Source organism: Pseudomonas nitroreducens, from assembly GCF_010994165.1.
Taxonomy (GTDB): domain Bacteria; phylum Pseudomonadota; class Gammaproteobacteria; order Pseudomonadales; family Pseudomonadaceae; genus Pseudomonas; species Pseudomonas nitroreducens.
This window is the reverse complement of record NZ_WMBX01000004.1, coordinates 621,239-637,546: the sequence shown is the minus strand read 5'-3', so window position 1 is coordinate 637,546 and position 16,308 is coordinate 621,239. Positions and strand designations below refer to the sequence as shown.

The window sequence follows — 16,308 nt, the reverse complement described above, 5'->3', positions numbered from 1 at the left end:
CGCGGGCCTGACAATGCGGGCCGGTGTGCCATGCGATGTCCTGCGCCCGAGCATACGCAAGCCACTTCTTTATCGACATTGCACTAGGACAATTGCCGCCGGTATGCCGGTCGGTCACTCTGCACCCCTGACCAGACGGAGCGCTGAAGATGGAAGCCTGGCGTCGCGCCCTGGCCGACCTGCGGGTCGGCGAATCCAAGTACAAGACTTTGGTGCAGGCCATTGCCGGCGACATCGAGCAGGGCCGCCTGAGCGACGGCCAGCGCTTGCCGCCGCAGCGCCACGTCGCCGATGGCCTGGGGATCAGCGTGCAGACGGTGACCAATGCCTACAAGGAACTGGAACGCCAGGGTCTGGTGCGCTGCGAGGTGGGGCGTGGCAGCTTCGTCTCGCGGCGGATGACCGAGGGCATGGCCCATTACATGGTCGACCACCCCGAGCGCGCACTGGTGGATTTCTCCATCGCCAGCATCGTCCACACGCGCGAGCACGACCGTCTCTGGCAGGACACCTGCCGCGCGCTGGCGCAGGAAACCGACCAGCCCTGGATGCGCGCCTGCCGCCCGGTCGCCGGCTTCGATGCGCACCGCGATGCCGGTGTGCAATGGCTGGCGCAGCTGGGCCTGCAACGCGAGCGCGATGACGTGCTGATCACCAACGGCGCCGCCCACGGCATCTTCCTCGCGCTCGCCTCACTGGCCGGGCCGGATGACGTGGTGCTCTGCGAACAGCTCACCGACCACGGCGTGATCGGCAATTCCCAGGTACTGGGTTTTACCCTGAAGGGCGTGGAGATCGACAAGCAGGGCATCGATCCCGAGCACTTCGAAGACCTCTGCGCGAACGAGCGCATCACCGCGCTGGTCTGCACGCCCAACCTGAACAACCCGACCTCCTGCCTGATGCCCGACGCGCGCCGCCGCGAGATCGCCGCCATCGCCCAGCGCTACGGCGTTCACGTGATCGAAGACGACGTCTACGGCCCGCTGCTTGGTGAGCGCCGCCCGCCGCCACTCAGCCACTACCTGCCGGACCTGTCGTTCTACTGCACCAGCTTCACCAAGAGCGTGCTGACCGGCCTGCGCATCGGTTACCTGGCCATGCCGCGGCGGCTGGCACTGCGCACCGAGAGCATCCTGCGGGTGAACAGCTGGATGGCCACGCCGTTGCTGGCGGAAGTCGCCTCGCGGTGGATTCGCAATGGCAACGCCCAGGCGCTGATCGGCCTGCAGCGCCAGGTGCTGGAGAAGCGCCAGGGCTTGGTGCGAGACCATCTTGGCGAGCATCTGCGCGGTTGCGATCCGCATTCCCTCAGCGCCTGGATCGGCATTCCCGAGCATTGGGAGCTGGACAGCCTGGTGCGCGAGCTGCGCCATCGGCACATCGCCGTCACTCCGCCCGATCCCTTCATGGTGCGCGGCACGCCCAGGCCTCGCGCGGTGCGTTTGTGCATGGGGGCGGAGTGCAGCGACGAGCGCATGGTGTCCGCGCTGGAGGACATGCGCGAGCTGTTCGGGCAGTACCCGAAGATTCACGATTTCTGACGTGGCTGTTTTGTAGGAGCGAGCTTGCTCGCGAACCCGCCCAGCGCCAGAGCCGCCGGGGAGCACGGTTCGCGAGCAAGGGCTAGGCGCCCCCCTCGCTCCTACGAAAATCCCTCTGCGAACGACATCGTCCTAGTACATTCATCGCGACAATTTCCCGCCCCTACACTCGGCCCCACTGCATTCCCCGGAGGTCGAGATGGAGCCGATTCCCCTCGTCGAGCTGTACCGAGCACGCCAGCGCATCCAGGGCCTGGTGCGGCAGACGCCGCTGGAGCATTCGCCCAGCCTGTCGCGTCTGCTCGGGGCGCCGGTGTACCTCAAGCTCGAATCCCAGCAGATCACCGGCAGCTTCAAGCTGCGCGGCGCGAGCAACGCGATCGCTCAGCTTCGCGATGAGCAGAAGGCCAAGGGCGTGGTCGCGGCCTCCACCGGCAACCACGGCCGGGCGCTGGCCCACGCCGCGCGCATGCTCGGCGTGCACGCCAGCATCTGCCTGTCGCAGTTGGTGCCGGCGAACAAGGTGCAGGCCATCCGCGAACTGGGCGCTGAAGTCTGCATTATCGGCAACAGCCAGGACGACGCCCAGGCCGAAGCCGAACGCATTGCCCGTGAGCAGGGCGCGGCGCTGCTGCCGCCCTTCGATCACCCACAGATCATCGCCGGCCAGGGCACCCTGGGCCTGGAAATCCTCGAACAACTGCCGGACGTGCGCCAGGTGCTGGTACCGCTCTCCGGCGGTGGCCTGTTCGGTGGCGTGGCGCTGGCGCTCAAGCAGGCGGACCCGAGCATCCGCGTGCACGGCATCAGCATGCGCCGAGGCGCCGCCATGGCCGCCAGCCTCGCCGCTGGCCACCCGGTGGACGTGGAAGAGTTGCCGACCCTGGCCGACTCCCTCGGTGGCGGTATCGGCCTGGACAACCGCTACACCTTCGCACTCGCCCGTGACTACTGCGACCAGTTGCACCTGCTCGACGAGCCCTCCATTGCCGCCGGTATCCGTCACGCCTACCGCGAGGAGCGGCAGGTGGTCGAAGGCGCGGCCGCCGTCGGCATCGCCGCGCTGCTGGACGGCCTGATCGCGCCGGTCGGCCCGGTGGTGGTGGTGGTCAGCGGCCGCAACATCGCCATCGAACAACACCAACAGATCCTCGAGGAAACTGCCCATGGCTGACGTCACCCTGCTCAGCGAAGCCGACCTGCGCGCCTGCGTGGCGATAGACCGGGAGAGCCTCGACGCCGTCGAACAGGCCTTCCGCCTGCTGGCCACGGCGCCGGTGGCGATGCCGCCGATCCTTCGCCTGGACGTGCCCGAGCACAACGGCGAAGTCGACGTGAAGACCGCCTACCTGCCGGGCCTGCCGCGCTTCGCCATCAAGGTCAGCCCCGGCTTCTTCGACAATCCCAAGCTGGGCCTGCCCAGCCTCAACGGCATGATGATGCTGTTGTCCTCCAAAACCGGCCTGCTCGACGCGCTGCTGCTGGATAACGGCTACCTCACCGCCGTGCGCACCGCCTGCGCTGGCGCAGTGGCGGCAAAATGGCTGGCCCGCGAGGATTCGCGCCAGGTCGCGCTGATCGGCGCCGGGGAACAGGCGCGGCTGCAGCTCAAGGCGCTGTGCCTGGTGCGGCCCATCGAAGGCGCCAGCGTCTGGGCGCGGGACATCGCCAAGGCGCGGCAATGTGCGGAAGAGCTGAGCGGCAGCCTGGGCATTGCGGTCACGCCTTGCGCCAGCGTCGACGAAGCGCTGGAAGGCGCCGACATCGCCATCACCACCACGCCCAGCCGCGAACCGCTGATCCAGAAAAAACACTTGCGCCCCGGCCTGCACATCACCGCCATGGGTTCGGACGCCGAGCACAAGAACGAGATCGCCGCCCAAGCGCTGGCCGCCGTCGACCACTACGTCGCCGACCGCCTCAGCCAGACCCTGGTGCTGGGCGAGCTGCACCACGCGGTAGCGGCCGGCGAGGTCAGCCTCGACGAGGATTTCGCCGAGCTCGGCCAGGTGATCGCCGGGCTGCGCCAGGGCCGTGAGCGCGCCGAGGACATCACCCTTTGCGACCTCACCGGCACCGGCGCCCAGGACACGGCCATCGCCGGCCTCGCCTTCCAGCGTGCACAGCGGATGGGCAAGGGATTCCGTTTCAGCAGCTGAGAATTTTTCGTCCCGCTTCGCGGGAAGAGCGCCCTCGCCCCAACCCTCTCCCGCAAGCGGGAGAGGGGACCGTCAGGTGCAGGATGAAGCCGCGGCGTCAGCCAGCTTGGACTGCCCCCTCTCCCTCTGGGAGAGGGTTGGGGTGAGGGGAACCAAAAGTCTCGGGCTATCCCGACGAAGCCCGACAACGATTCCCCCAAGAGGATTTCCGCATGTCCGAAATCGTCGTCAACCTCCCCTTCAGCCGGGAGGAGTATGCCCAGCGGATCGCCAAGGTCCGCGCCAGCATGCAACAGCGCGGCATTGAACTGCTGCTGGTTACCGATCCATCGAACATGGCCTGGCTGACCGGCTACGACGGCTGGTCCTTCTACGTGCACCAGTGCGTGCTGCTGGCGCTGGACGGCGAGCCGGTCTGGTTCGGCCGCGGCCAGGACGCCAACGGCGCGCGGCGCACCGTGTTCATGCAGGCGGACAACATCGTCGGCTACCCCGACCACTACGTGCAGTCCACCGAACGCCATCCGATGGATTACCTGTCCCGTGAGGTCATCGCGGCGCGCGGCTGGGCGAACAAGACCATCGGCGTGGAGATGGACAACTACTACTTCAGCGCCGCCGCCTTCCGCTCGCTGCAGGCGAACCTGCCGAACGCCAGGTTCGTCGATGCCACGGCCCTGGTGAACTGGCAGCGCGCGGTGAAGTCGCCGCGCGAGATCGAGTACATGCGCGTCGCCGCGCGCATCGTCGAGAAGATGCACGCGCACATCGTCGAGCGCATCGAACCGGGCATGCGCAAGAATGAGCTGGTCGCCGAGATCTACAGTACCGGCATCCTCGGCGCCGACGGCCACGGCGGCGACTACCCCGCCATCGTCCCGCTGCTGCCCACCGGCGCCGACGCCAGCGCGCCGCACCTGACCTGGGACGATACGCCCTTCGAGGGCGGCGCTGGCACCTTCTTCGAGATCGCCGGCTGCTACAAGCGCTACCACTGCCCGCTGTCGCGCACGGTGTTCCTCGGCAAGCCGCCGCAGCATTTCCTCGATGCGGAAAAAGCCGTGGTCGACGGCATCGCCGCGGGCCTCGACGCAGCGAAGCCGGGCAACACCACCGGCGACATCGCCCGCGCCTTCTTCGGCGTGCTGGAGAAGTTCGGCATCCACAAGGACAGCCGCTGCGGCTATCCCATCGGGATCAGCTATCCGCCGGACTGGGGCGAACGCACCATGAGCCTGCGCCCGAGCGACAACAGCGTGCTGGAACCGGGCATGACCTTCCACTTCATGCCGGGCCTGTGGATGGATGATTGGGGTCTGGAGATCACCGAGAGCATCCTCATCACCGAGCGCGGCGTGGAGACCTTCTGCGACTACCCGCGCCAGCTGTTCGTGAAGGAGTGAGGCGATGACTCAGTCCCTCGATAAAGAGCTGCGCGAAAACCCCATCGCCGCCAGCGTCGATTTCCAGCGCGACGGCGTGCAGCACGGCCACCTCAAGCTGCCCTACTCGCGGGACGATTCGGCCTGGGGCGCAGTGATGATCCCGGTCTGCGTGGTGAAGAACGGCGACGGCCCCACCGCGCTGCTCACCGGCGGCAACCATGGCGACGAATACGAAGGCCCGGTGGCGCTCAGCCGCCTGGCCCAGGAGCTGCGTACCGAGGACGTGCGCGGCCGGGTGATCATCGTGCCGTTCATGAACACCCCGGCGTTCCACGCCGGCAAGCGCACGTCGCCCATCGATGCCGGCAATCTCAACCGCAGCTTTCCCGGCCGCCCGGACGGCACGGTGACGCAGAAGATCGCCGACTACTTCCAGCGCACCCTGTTGCCGCTGGCGGACGTGGTGCTGGACATCCACTCCGGCGGCCGGACCCTGGATTTCCTGCCCTTCGCCGCCTGCCACGTGCTGCCGGACAAGGCCCAGCAGGAAGCCAGCGAGGCGCTGATGCGCGCCTTCGCCGCGCCCTACGCCATGCGCATGCTGGAGCTGGATGCGGTGGGCATGTACGACAGCGCCGCCGAGGAACAGGGCAAGCTGTTCGTCACCACCGAGTTGGGTGGCGGTGGCACCAGCAGCGCGCGCACTGTGGCCATCGCCCGGCGGGGTGTACGCAACCTGCTGGTTGAGGCTGGCATTTTGCGCGGCGAGATCGAGCCGGCGAAATCGGTGATGCTCGACATGCCCGACGGTGACTGTTTCGTCGCCAGCGAGCACGGCGGCCTGCTGGAGATGTGCCGCGACCTGGGCGAGCGTGTCGAGCGTGGCGAAGTGCTGGCGCGGGTGCACGACGTGCTGCGCACCGGCGCCGCGCCGGTGGAGTACCGCGCCAAGCGCAGCGGCATCCTCGCCGCGCGGCATTTCCCCGGCCTGGTGCAGAGTGGCGACACCCTGGCGGTGGTCGCCGAGGTACTGGACTGAACGGGAGCCCGTCATGATCAAGCTCGACCGCTACGACCTGAAGATCCTGCGCATCCTCGCTGGCGACGGGCGCATCACCAAGTCGAGCCTGGCCGAGGCGATCAACCTCTCGGTCAGCCCGGCCTGGGAGCGTGTGCGCAAGCTGGAGGAGGCCGGGTTGATCAAGGGCTACCGCGCGCAGATCGACTGGCCGGTGCTGTTCAAGCAGCAGCAGGTGCTGGTGGAGATCACCCTGGCGCGGCATACCGCGCAGGACATGAGGCGTTTCGAGCAGCGCCTGCAGCAGTCGCCGGAGGTCGGCTTCTGCTACGCCACCGGTGGCGGGGTGGATTACATCGCGATGATCCAGGCGCGCGACATCGACCACTACCAGCGCTTCATCGACCAGCTGTTGCTGGAGGACGTGGGGATCGAGCGCTACTTCACCTATATCGTCACCAAGGTGATCAAGACCCAGGAGGCGGCGATTCCCGCCGAGGCGCTGGAGGCAGGTTCCCTGTAGGAGCGAGCTTGCTCGCTCCTACAAGACCAAAGACCGCTGACCCGCGGGAGAGGGCTGGGGCGGAGAAAGCCCCGTGCACCTGAATTCATCTGAACAAAAATTGCACAACAAAACCTGACTTTGCGGTCCGGATCGACTACAATGCGCGCCGCTCGGCATGGTGCCGGGCATGGGTTCCCTCACCCCATCGACGAAAAAGGCCCAAGCATGTCGGCATCCCTTCCGGCTGCACGGCGCGGCGCACTCGCCGGCCTGGTCGCGTTCCACATCCTGATCATCATCGCCAGCAACTACCTGGTGCAGCTGCCAATGACCCTCTTTGGCTGGCACACCACCTGGGGCGCGTTCAGCTTCCCGTTCATCTTCCTGGCCACCGACCTCACCGTCCGCCTGCTCGGCAAGCGCCCGGCACGGCTGGTCATCGCGCGGGTGATGATCCCGGCGCTGCTGGCTTCCTACGTCATTTCGGTGATCTTCCAGGAAGGCGCCTTCAGAGGTTTCGCCTCGCTGGGCGAATTCAACACCTTCGTGGCGCGGATTTCCCTGGCCAGCTTCCTGGCCTACGTATTCGGGCAGATCCTCGACATCCAGGTCTTCGACCGCCTGCGCCGCCTGCGCCAGTGGTGGATCGCCCCGGTGGTCTCGACCCTGTTCGGCAACCTGCTGGACACCTTCACCTTCTTCTCCATCGCCTTCTGGCACAGCGACAACGCCTTCATGGCCGAGCACTGGGTGGAGATCGCCTGGGTCGACTACGGCGTGAAGCTCGCGGTCATGCTGATGCTCTTCGTGCCGCTCTACGGCATGCTGCTCAGCGCCATCACCCGCAACCTGCGTCGCGCCGCCACGGCCTGACGCCACCCGAAAAAGCCCAACAGCGGCGGCAGAACTGCAAAAAGATTTGCCGCCGCCGTCCCCCGCTTAGGAAAAAACCGCGCGCCCGCGGCCCCTAGGATGGTTCCCATGCCATCCGCCCAGGAGCCGCCGCCATGTCCTACGCCCATCCCCTGCTGTTCAAGTCGCTCTGCTACGTGAACGGCCATTGGCTGCACAGCGCCAGCGGCGCCAGCATCGCCGTCGACAACCCCGCAACCCGCGAAGCCATCGGCCACGTGCCGCTGCTCGACCGCGAACAGATCGTCGGCGCCATTGACGCTGCCGCCGCGGCCTTCCCGGCCTGGCGAGCGCGCAGCCTGGATGAGCGTGGCGCCCTGCTGCGCCGCTGGGCCGAACTGATCCTCCTGCACCGCGACGACCTTGCGCAGATCCTCAGCCTGGAACAGGGCAAGCCGCTGGCCGAGGCCCTTGGCGAGATCGACTACGCCGCCAGCTTCATCCCCTGGTTCGCCGAAGAGGCTCGGCGGCTGAACGGCCGCAACATCCCCAGCCACATCCCCAATGCGCACCTGGGCACGGTGGTCGAGCCGGTGGGCGTCGCCGCGCTGCTGACGCCGTGGAACTTCCCCTCGGCGATGATCACCCGCAAGGCCGCCGCCGCCCTCGCCGCGGGCTGCAGCGTGGTGGTCAAGCCGGCCCACGAGACGCCTTATTCCGCGTTCGCTTTGGCACAGCTGGCCGAAGAAGCCGGCTTCCCCGCCGGCGTGTTCAACGTGCTGCTGGGCGAGCCGCAGATGGCCATGGAAACCCTGGTCGGCGACAGCCGCGTGCGCGCCGTGAGCTTCACCGGCTCGACCCGCGTGGGGAAGCTGGTGCTGCAAGCCGCCGCCCGCGACGTGAAGAAAGTCGCCCTGGAGCTGGGCGGCAACGCGCCCTTCATCGTCCTGCCGGACGCCGATCTGGAGCAGGCGGTGAAGTTCGCCCTCGACGCCAAGTTCCAGACCTCCGGGCAGGACTGCTGCGCGGCCAACCGCATCCTGGTCGCCAGCGAACTCTATGAGCCCTTCCTGCAGCGTTTCGCCCGCGCCGTGCGTGAGCTGCGCGTCGGCCCGGCCAGTGATGCGCGCAGCCAGATCGGCCCGCTGATGCACCAGGGCGCCTTCGACGTCACCTGCGAGCGCGTGCGGGACGCCGTCGACCAGGGCGCGCGCCTGCTCGCCGGCGGCGAACCCCATGCACTCGGCGGCTGGTTCCACCAGCCAACCGTGCTGGCCGACGTCACCCCGCAGATGCGTATCTGGCGCGAAGAAAACTTCGCGCCGATTGCCGGTGTGAGCGCCTACGACGACCTGGACGAAGCCGTCCGGCAGGCCAACGACACCGAATACGGCCTGGCCGCCTACCTGTGTGGGCAACGCCTGGATCACCTCTGGCCGCTGATGCGGCGCCTGGAGTTCGCCATGGTGGCGGTCAACGGCGCCAAGTTCACCGGCCACCCCATTCCCTTCGGCGGCATGAAGGCCTCTGGCCTGGGCCGCGAAGGCGGCAGCGAGGGCTTCGAGCCCTTCGTCGAAACCAAGTACTTCGCCTTGCACCACGGCGCCATCTGACCGGGAGACCATCGCCATGACCGACTACGCCAAGCTGTTCATCGAGGACCGCGCGCACTTCATGCACCCCTCGACCCACGCCCACGATCACGCCAGCGGCGCGCTGCCGGGGCGGATCATCTCCGGTGCCTCCGGCGTGCGCATTCGCGATCACCAGGGGCGCGAGCTGCTCGATGCCTTTGCCGGCCTGTACTGCGTGAACATCGGCTACGGCCGCACCGAAGTCGCCGACGCCATCCATGCACAGGCCACGCAGCTGGCCTACTACCACACCTACGTGGGGCACTCTTCCGAGGCGATCATCGAGCTGTCCGCGCGGATCATCCGCGACTGGGCGCCGTCCGGCATGAAGAAGGTCTACTACGGCCTCTCCGGCTCCGACGCCAACGAAACCCAGGTCAAGCTGGTGCGCTACTACAACAACGTGCTGGGCCGGCCGCAGAAGAAAAAGATCATCTCGCGCCAGCGCGGCTACCACGGCTCGGGCATCGTCACCGGCAGCCTCACGGGGCTGGCGAGCTTCCACCAGCACTTCGACCTGCCGGTGGACGGCGTGAAGCACACGCTGTGCCCGCACTTCTACAAGGCGCCGGCGGGCATGGACGAAGCGAGCTTCGTCCGCCACTGCGCCCAGGAGCTGGAAAACCTGATCCTCGCCGAAGGCCCGGATACGGTGGCCGCCTTCATCGGCGAGCCGGTGATGGGTACCGGCGGCATCATCGTCCCACCCAAGGGCTACTGGGAGGCGATCCAGGCGGTGCTGGCGAAGTACGACGTGCTGCTGATTGCCGACGAAGTGGTCTGCGCCTTCGGTCGCGTCGGCGACAAGATGGGCAGCCAGCGCTACGGCATGCGCCCGGACCTGATCACCACGGCCAAGGGCCTGACCAGCGCCTATGCGCCACTGTCGGCGGTGATCGTCGGCGAGAAGGTCTGGGACGTGATCGATAGCGCGTCCAGCCGCGAAGGCGCCATGGGCCACGGCTGGACCTACTCCGGCCACCCGATCTGCGCCGCGGCGGCGCTGGCCAACCTGAACATCCTCGAACGGGAGAACATCACCGCCAACGCCGCGGAGATCGGCGGCTACCTGAACCAGCAACTGCGCCAGACTTTCGAGGGCCACCCGCTGGTGGGTGAAGTGCGCGGCGACGGCATGCTGGCCGCGCTGGAATTCATGGCCGACCGCGAGGCTCGCACGCCCTTCGACCCGGCGCTGAAGGTCGGCCCGAAGGTGTCGGCTGCGTGCCTTGAGCGCGGCATGATCGCCCGCGCCATGCCCCATGGCGACATCCTCGGTTTCGCCCCGCCGCTGGTGCTCACTCGCGCCGAGGCGGACGAGATCGTCGGCATCGCCAGGTCGGCAGTGGATGCGGTGGCTGCCGAGGTGCTGTAGAGACTTTGCGTAGGAGCATTGCTCTTTGTAGGAGCGAGCTTGCTCGCGAACGGGCTTGGCACCCTAGCCGCCGGGAGGTCCGTTCGCGAGCAGGGGCTAGGCGCTCCCCTCGGTCCTACAGGTATCCCGCACCAGATTGCGTGGCGGCACCGAAAAGGGCGCTTAGGCGCCCTTTGCCTTGTCCAGCTTGCGCAGGAACACCGTCATTTCCTTCTCTGCCTGCTTATCGCCATGGGCCTGGGCGGCAGCCAGCCCGTCGGTCCAGGCGGTGCGGGCGCCGTCCAGGTCTCCCTCGGCCTGCAGCGCCTTGCCCAGCAGCTTCCAGGCGGCGGAGTACTTCGGGTCCTGCTCCACGCAGCGGCGCAGGTACTCGGCGGCCCTCGCTGCGTCGCCGGCATCCAGGTAGCCCTTGCCCAGGCCGAAGCGCAGCAGCGAGTTGTCCACGCCCTTGGCGAGCATCTTTTCCAGTGATTCGATCATGGCGGGTCTCCGTCAGCAGGTCGCCATTCTGCCCCAAGATCAGTGCCTCATGTGCGCCAGAAGGCGGGCGTCAGCAGGATCAGCAGCGAGAATACCTCCAGCCGCCCCAGTACCATCGCCAGGCTCAGCACCAGCTTGGCGCTGCCCGGCAGATGGCCGTAATGCACGGCCGCTTCGCCCAGCGCCGGGCCCAGGTTGTTCAGGCAGGAGGCGAGCGTGGAGAACGCCGTGAGCTGGTCCACGCCCAGGGCCAGCAGCACCAGCATCAGGGTCACGAAGGTCAGCAGGTAGATGGAGAAGAACGCCCACACCGACTCCACCACGCGGTCGGAGACCGTGCGCCGCCCCAGCTTGACCAGGAACACCCCGTTGGGATGCAGCAGGCGCAGGAATTCGCGCATGCCCTGGCGGTACACCAGCAGCATGCGCATCACTTTCATGCCGCCGCCGGTGGAGCCGGCGCAGGCGCCGATGAAGGTGCTGTAGAGCAGCAGATACGGCAGCAGGGTCGGCCAGGTGCTGAAGTCGGCGAGACCGAAGCCGGTGGTGGTCGCCACCGAAATCACCATGAACGCCGCGTAGCGGATCGCCTGCAAGGGCGAGTCGTAGTGGTGTTTGAGGATCAGCGTTGCCGCGGTGATCAGGAACAGCACCAGCAGGATGCCCAGGTAGGCCCGGCATTCCGGGTCCTTCAGGTAGTGGCTGACCTTGCGCTGGCGCCAGGCGAGGAAGTGCAGGCTGAAGTTGATCCCGGAAACCACCAGGAATGTCATGCAGATCAGCTCGATCAGCGGACTGTCGAAGTAGCCGATGCTCGCATCGTGGGTGGAGAAGCCACCGATGGCGATGGTGGAGAAGCTGTGGCCGACGGCGTCGAACAGGTTCATTCCCGCAGCCCAGTAGGCCAGAGCGCAGGCGAGGGTCAGGCCGCAGTAGATCAGCCAGAGGGTCTTGGCGGTATCGGCGATACGCGGCGAGAGCTTGTGGTCCTTGAGCGGCCCGGGCATCTCCGCGCGGTACAACTGCATGCCGCCGATGCCGAGCATCGGCATCACCGCCACCGCCAGCACCACGATGCCCATGCCGCCCAGCCACTGCAGCTGCTGACGGTAGTAGAGGATGGCGTGGGGCAATGCATCGAGGCCGGTGAGCACGGTTGCACCGGTGGTGGAGAGGCCCGAGAAGGACTCGAACAGCGAGTCGACCAGGCCCATGTGCGGTGCGTCGGACAACGCGAAGGGCAAGGCGCCGAACGACCCCAGGACGATCCAGAACAGCGCCGTAACCAGGTAGCCATCGCGAATGCGCAGGTCCTGCTTGTGCTGGCGGCATGGCCACCAGAGGGTGAAGCCGGTCAGCAGGGTGACCAGGAACGACAGCGCGAAGGGCTGCCAGGAGCGCTCGGCGTAGTGCAGGTCCACGAGCAGTGGCGGCAGGTGCGTAACGCTGAACAGCATCAGCAGTACGCCGAGGATTCGGCCGATGGAGGAGTAGCGCATGACCCGAGGCAGACAAGCAGGAACAGGCCGCGCAGGGTGACAAGTGAGGCTGGCTGGCGCAGTAGGACCTGTCTGAAAGAGCCTCGGAATTAGCTGGCAGGGCTGCCTTGTGGCGGCCCCGGGTCGATCAGAAGAAGGTCAGGCCGGCCTGGAACAGCCGCTCGACGTCGCGGATGCGCTTCTTGTCCACCACGAAGAGGATCACGTGGTCGCCGGACTCGATCTTCGTCTCGCCGTGGGCGATCAGCACGTCGTCGTCGCGAATCACCGCGCCGATGGTGGTGCCCGGCGGCAGCTGCACTTCGTTGATCCTGCGGCCGATCACCTTGCTCGACTTGGCGTCGCCATGGGCGACCACCTCGATGGCCTCGGCGGCGCCACGGCGCAGGGAGTGCACGCTCTCGATGTCGCCGCGGCGCACGTGGGTCAGCAGGGTGCCGATGGTGGCCAGTTGCGGGCTGATGGCGATGTCGATCTCGCCGCCCTGCACCAGGTCCACGTAGGCGGGGTTGTTGATCAGCGTCATCACCTTGCGCGCGCCCAGGCGCTTGGCCAGCAGCGAGGACATGATGTTGGCCTCGTCGTCGTTGGTCAGGGCGAGGAACAGGTCGGTATCGCCGATGTTCTCTTCCAGCAGCAGGTCGCGGTCGGAGGCGCTGCCCTGGAGCACGATGGCGCTGTCGAGGTTGTCCGAGAGGTGTCGGCAGCGTGCCGGGTTCATCTCGATGATCTTCACCTGGTAACGGCTCTCGATGGCCTCGGCCAGGCGTTCGCCGATGTTGCCGCCACCGGCGATGATGATCCGCTTGTAGCTGTCCTCCAGGCGGCGCATCTCGCCCATCACCGCGCGGATATGGGCTTTGGCGGCGATGAAGAACACCTCGTCGTCGGCCTCGATCACGGTGTCGCCCTGGGGGATGATCGGCCGGTTGCGCCGGTATATCGCCGCCACGCGGGTATCGGCATTGGGCATGTGCTCGCGCAGCTGGCGCAGCTCCTGGCCCACCAGCGGGCCGCCGTAATAGGCACGGATACCCACCAGCTGTGCCTTGCCCTCGGCGAAGTCGATCACCTGCAGGGCGCCGGGGTATTCCACCAGGCGCTTGATGTAGTTGGTCACCACCTGTTCGGGGCTGATCAGCACATCGACCGGGATCGCTTCGTTGTCGAACAGCCCGGCGCGGGTCAGGTAGGCCGCCTCGCGCACGCGGGCAATCCGCGTCGGGGTGTTGAACAGGGTGTAGGCGACCTGGCAGGCGACCATGTTCACCTCGTCGCTGTTGGTCACCGCCACCAGCATGTCGGCGTCGTCGGCGCCGGCCTGGCGCAGCACGGTGGGGAACGAGGCCTTGCCCTGGACGGTGCGGATGTCCAGGCGATCGTTGAGGTCACGCAGGCGTTCGCCGTCGGTGTCGACCACGGTGATGTCGTTGGCTTCGCTGGCCAGATGCTCGGCCAGAGTGCCGCCGACCTGGCCGGCACCGAGGATGATGATCTTCATGGAGCGGGGTGCTTTCCGTTTCGATCCGTTGGGAGTCGGCGCCTGTTACTTGGCCGAAATCTTGATCAGCTTGGCATAGTAGAACCCGTCATGCCCGCCTTGCTGCGGCAGCAACTGGCGGCCATGGGGCTGCTTCAGGCCCCACGGCCCGGACAGGTCCAGCTCGCGGGCACCGGGGGTGCGACCAAGGAACGCGGCGATCTGCTCGCTGTTTTCCTGTGGCATCACCGAGCAGGTCGCGTAGACCATCACGCCGCCGACTTCGAGGGTCGCCCACAGCGCGTCGAGCAGTTCGCCCTGCAATTGCGCCAGCGCCTCGATGTCCTCGGCGGTGCGGGTCAGCTTGATGTCCGGATGGCGGCGAATCACCCCGGTGGCGGAGCAGGGTGCATCCAGCAGGATGCGCTGGAACGGCTTGCCGTCCCACCATTTGGCCGTGTCGCGGGCGTCGGCGGCGAACAGTTGGGCATCGAGTTGCAGGCGTGCAAGGTTCTCGCGCACGCGCACCAGGCGGCTTTCTTCCAGGTCCACGGCGACCACGCCAGCCAGTGCGGGCTCGGCCTCCATCAGGTGGCAGGTCTTGCCGCCGGGAGCGCAGCAGGCGTCCAGCACGCGCTGGTTCGGCGCCAGTTCCAGCAGGTCGGCGGCCAGCTGTGCGGCTTCGTCCTGCACGCTGACGCGGCCTTCGGCGAAGCCGGGTAGTTCGCGCACGTCGCAGGGCTGCACGAGGTTGATGCCGTCACGGCTGAACTCGCAGGCGGTCGCTTCGAAGCCGACGCGGTTCAACTCTTCCAGGTAGGCATCGCGGCTGCCGTGGCGGCGGTTCACCCGCAGGGTCATCGGCGGGTGGGCGTTGTTCGCGGCGCAGATGGCCTCGTACTGCTCCGGCCAGGATTTCTTCAGCGCTTTCTGCAGCCAGCGTGGATGCGCCAGGCGTGCAGCCGGGTCCTTGTCGACCTCGGCCAGCAGGGCTTCGCTCTCGCGCTGGGCGCGGCGCAGCACGGCGTTGAGCAGGCCCTTGGCCCAGGGCTTCTTCAGCTTGTCCGCGCAGCCGACGGTCTCGCCAATGGCCGCGTGCGGTGGAATGCGGGTGCAGAGCAGCTGGTACAGGCCGACCAGCAGCAGCGCCTCGACGTCACGGTCGCCGGCCTTGAACGGCTTCTGCAGCAGGCGCGCGGCGAGGGTGGACAGGCGCGGCTGCCAGCGGGCGCTGCCGAAGGCCAGCTCCTGCACCAGGCCACGGTCGCGCGGCTCGACGTTCTCCAGTTGGGTCGGCAGCGAACTGCCCAGCGAGGCGCGGCCGGCCAGCACGGCGGCCAGCGCGCGGGCCGCCGCCAGGCGAGGATTGGTACTCATGCGTCCGGCCCTTGCCGGCCAAGCGTCTGGCCAGCGGCAAACTGTTCGCGGCGGCTGTTGAACAGGTCGGCGAAGGCCAGCGGCTTGCCGCCAGGCAATTGCAGGCGGGTCAGCAGCAGCGCGCCTTCCCCGCAGGCGACCAGCAGGCCGTCGCGGCTGGCGTCGAGGATCTTGCCCGGTTCGCCCTTGCCCGGCGCGGGCTTGGCGCCAAGTACTTTCAGCGCGGCGTCACCGAGCGTGGTGTGGCAAACCGGCCACGGCGTGAAGGCACGGATGCGGCGCTCCAGCTCGTCGGCCGGGCGCGACCAGTCGATGCGTGCCTCTTCCTTGTTCAACTTGTGTGCGTAGGTGGCCAGGGTATCGTCCTGCACCTCGCCCCTGAGCGTACCGGCGGCGAGGCCGGCGATGGCCTCGACCACCGCCTTCGGGCCCAGCTCGGCGAGGCGGTCGTGCAGGCTGCCGCCAGTATCCTCGGCTGAAATCGGCGTGCCGACCTTGAGCAGCATCGGCCCGGTGTCCAGGCCGGCTTCCATCTGCATCACGGTGACGCCGCTCTCGGCGTCGCCGGCTTCCACCGCGCGCTGGATCGGCGCGGCGCCGCGCCAGCGCGGCAGCAGCGAGGCGTGGCTGTTGATGCAGCCCAGGCCCGGGATATCCAGCACCGCCTGCGGCAGGATCAGCCCGTAGGCAACCACCACCATCAGGTCCGGCTTGAGCGCGGCCAGCTCCGCCTGGGCGGCTGGGTCGCGCAGGGTCGGCGGCTGCAGAACCGGCAGGCAATGGTCCACGGCAAGCTGCTTGACCGGGCTGGGCATCAGCTTCTGGCCGCGGCCGGCCGGGCGGTCCGGCTGGGTGTAGACGGCGACGATCTCGTGCGGCGTATCCAGCAGGGCCTTGAGGTGCTCGGCGGCGAATTCCGGGGTGCCGGCGAAGACGATGCGCAGTGCTTGGCTCATATCGGGCTCTTCAAAAAGAAAAGGCTTGCCGGGGCAAGCCTTTG

At 67.5% G+C, this 16,308-nt stretch carries 14 protein-coding genes; 9 read left to right on the top strand and 5 right to left on the bottom strand.

What is annotated here, in order from left to right; translation table 11 throughout:
• Nucleotides 1-149 precede the first annotated feature (149 nt).
• The 9 genes from ehuR to GJV37_RS20530 all read left to right on the top strand — a co-directional run bounded on the left by ehuR (nt 150) and on the right by GJV37_RS20530 (nt 10,472).
• The gene (ehuR, locus tag GJV37_RS20570) at nt 150-1,544 is read left to right on the top strand and encodes a MocR-like ectoine utilization transcription factor EhuR (RefSeq protein ID WP_024765022.1); all 1,395 of its coding nucleotides are present in this window, start codon (nt 150-152) and stop codon (nt 1,542-1,544) included.
• Between the two features lie 199 nt (nt 1,545-1,743).
• Nucleotides 1,744-2,718 carry a hydroxyectoine utilization dehydratase EutB gene (gene eutB / locus GJV37_RS20565; RefSeq protein WP_193452901.1) on the top strand — a complete coding sequence of 325 codons (975 nt, stop codon included), beginning with the start codon at nt 1,744-1,746 and terminating at the stop codon, nt 2,716-2,718.
• Nucleotides 2,711-3,703 carry a cyclodeaminase gene (locus tag GJV37_RS20560; RefSeq protein ID WP_037018816.1) on the top strand — a complete coding sequence of 331 codons (993 nt, stop codon included), beginning with the start codon at nt 2,711-2,713 and terminating at the stop codon, nt 3,701-3,703. The genes eutB and GJV37_RS20560 overlap by 8 nt, the downstream gene beginning before the upstream one ends.
• Before the next feature lie 212 nt (nt 3,704-3,915).
• Nucleotides 3,916-5,106, top strand: a complete 1,191-nt coding sequence (doeA, locus tag GJV37_RS20555; RefSeq protein ID WP_193452900.1) for an ectoine hydrolase DoeA — start codon at nt 3,916-3,918, stop codon at nt 5,104-5,106.
• Between the two features lie 4 nt (nt 5,107-5,110).
• Nucleotides 5,111-6,127, top strand: coding sequence for a N(2)-acetyl-L-2,4-diaminobutanoate deacetylase DoeB (gene doeB / locus GJV37_RS20550; RefSeq protein WP_193452899.1), 1,017 nt, complete (start codon nt 5,111-5,113; stop codon nt 6,125-6,127).
• A 13-nt stretch (nt 6,128-6,140) separates the two neighbouring features.
• Nucleotides 6,141-6,629 carry an Lrp/AsnC family transcriptional regulator gene (locus GJV37_RS20545; protein ID WP_024765027.1) on the top strand — a complete coding sequence of 163 codons (489 nt, stop codon included), beginning with the start codon at nt 6,141-6,143 and terminating at the stop codon, nt 6,627-6,629.
• 207 nt (nt 6,630-6,836) lie between these two features.
• Nucleotides 6,837-7,484, top strand: a complete 648-nt coding sequence (locus GJV37_RS20540; protein WP_024765028.1) for a 7-cyano-7-deazaguanine/7-aminomethyl-7-deazaguanine transporter — start codon at nt 6,837-6,839, stop codon at nt 7,482-7,484.
• 134 nt (nt 7,485-7,618) lie between these two features.
• Nucleotides 7,619-9,076 carry an NAD-dependent succinate-semialdehyde dehydrogenase gene (locus GJV37_RS20535; protein WP_193452898.1) on the top strand — a complete coding sequence of 486 codons (1,458 nt, stop codon included), beginning with the start codon at nt 7,619-7,621 and terminating at the stop codon, nt 9,074-9,076.
• Between the two features lie 16 nt (nt 9,077-9,092).
• Nucleotides 9,093-10,472 (top strand): aspartate aminotransferase family protein, encoded by a 1,380-nt coding sequence (locus tag GJV37_RS20530; protein ID WP_193452897.1) that lies wholly within the window; start codon nt 9,093-9,095, stop codon nt 10,470-10,472.
• A gap of 162 nt (nt 10,473-10,634) precedes the next feature.
• On the opposite strand, the gene GJV37_RS20525 is transcribed toward GJV37_RS20530, so the two are convergent.
• From GJV37_RS20525 to fmt, 5 genes are all read right to left on the bottom strand, one after another.
• Nucleotides 10,635-10,952, bottom strand: a complete 318-nt coding sequence (locus tag GJV37_RS20525; RefSeq protein ID WP_193452896.1) for a tetratricopeptide repeat protein — start codon at nt 10,950-10,952, stop codon at nt 10,635-10,637.
• A 47-nt stretch (nt 10,953-10,999) separates the two neighbouring features.
• Nucleotides 11,000-12,451: a TrkH family potassium uptake protein gene (locus GJV37_RS20520; protein WP_037016202.1), complete on the bottom strand. Its 1,452-nt coding sequence runs from the start codon at nt 12,449-12,451 to the stop codon at nt 11,000-11,002.
• 127 nt (nt 12,452-12,578) lie between these two features.
• A complete protein-coding gene (trkA, locus tag GJV37_RS20515; RefSeq protein WP_024763653.1) occupies nt 12,579-13,952 on the bottom strand; it encodes a Trk system potassium transporter TrkA in 1,374 nt (457 codons plus the stop codon).
• 45 nt (nt 13,953-13,997) lie between these two features.
• Complete coding sequence (gene rsmB, locus GJV37_RS20510; protein ID WP_193452895.1) at nt 13,998-15,308, bottom strand: 16S rRNA (cytosine(967)-C(5))-methyltransferase RsmB; 1,311 nt, start codon at nt 15,306-15,308, stop codon at nt 13,998-14,000.
• Complete coding sequence (gene fmt / locus GJV37_RS20505; RefSeq protein WP_193452894.1) at nt 15,305-16,264, bottom strand: methionyl-tRNA formyltransferase; 960 nt, start codon at nt 16,262-16,264, stop codon at nt 15,305-15,307. The genes rsmB and fmt overlap by 4 nt, the downstream gene beginning before the upstream one ends.
• Between the last annotated feature and the right edge of the window lie 44 nt (nt 16,265-16,308).

Coding starts and splice junctions, on each gene's coding strand:
- GJV37_RS20540 (WP_024765028.1), top strand. CDS start 6,837: ATGTCGGCATCCCTTCCGGCTGCACGGCGCGGCGCACTCGCCGGCCTG.
- GJV37_RS20560 (WP_037018816.1), top strand. CDS start 2,711: ATGGCTGACGTCACCCTGCTCAGCGAAGCCGACCTGCGCGCCTGCGTG.
- GJV37_RS20525 (WP_193452896.1), bottom strand. CDS start 10,952: ATGATCGAATCACTGGAAAAGATGCTCGCCAAGGGCGTGGACAACTCG.
- trkA (WP_024763653.1), bottom strand. CDS start 13,952: ATGAAGATCATCATCCTCGGTGCCGGCCAGGTCGGCGGCACTCTGGCC.
- GJV37_RS20520 (WP_037016202.1), bottom strand. CDS start 12,451: ATGCGCTACTCCTCCATCGGCCGAATCCTCGGCGTACTGCTGATGCTG.
- doeA (WP_193452900.1), top strand. CDS start 3,916: ATGTCCGAAATCGTCGTCAACCTCCCCTTCAGCCGGGAGGAGTATGCC.
- GJV37_RS20545 (WP_024765027.1), top strand. CDS start 6,141: ATGATCAAGCTCGACCGCTACGACCTGAAGATCCTGCGCATCCTCGCT.
- eutB (WP_193452901.1), top strand. CDS start 1,744: ATGGAGCCGATTCCCCTCGTCGAGCTGTACCGAGCACGCCAGCGCATC.
- GJV37_RS20535 (WP_193452898.1), top strand. CDS start 7,619: ATGTCCTACGCCCATCCCCTGCTGTTCAAGTCGCTCTGCTACGTGAAC.
- doeB (WP_193452899.1), top strand. CDS start 5,111: ATGACTCAGTCCCTCGATAAAGAGCTGCGCGAAAACCCCATCGCCGCC.
- ehuR (WP_024765022.1), top strand. CDS start 150: ATGGAAGCCTGGCGTCGCGCCCTGGCCGACCTGCGGGTCGGCGAATCC.
- fmt (WP_193452894.1), bottom strand. CDS start 16,264: ATGAGCCAAGCACTGCGCATCGTCTTCGCCGGCACCCCGGAATTCGCC.
- rsmB (WP_193452895.1), bottom strand. CDS start 15,308: ATGAGTACCAATCCTCGCCTGGCGGCGGCCCGCGCGCTGGCCGCCGTG.
- GJV37_RS20530 (WP_193452897.1), top strand. CDS start 9,093: ATGACCGACTACGCCAAGCTGTTCATCGAGGACCGCGCGCACTTCATG.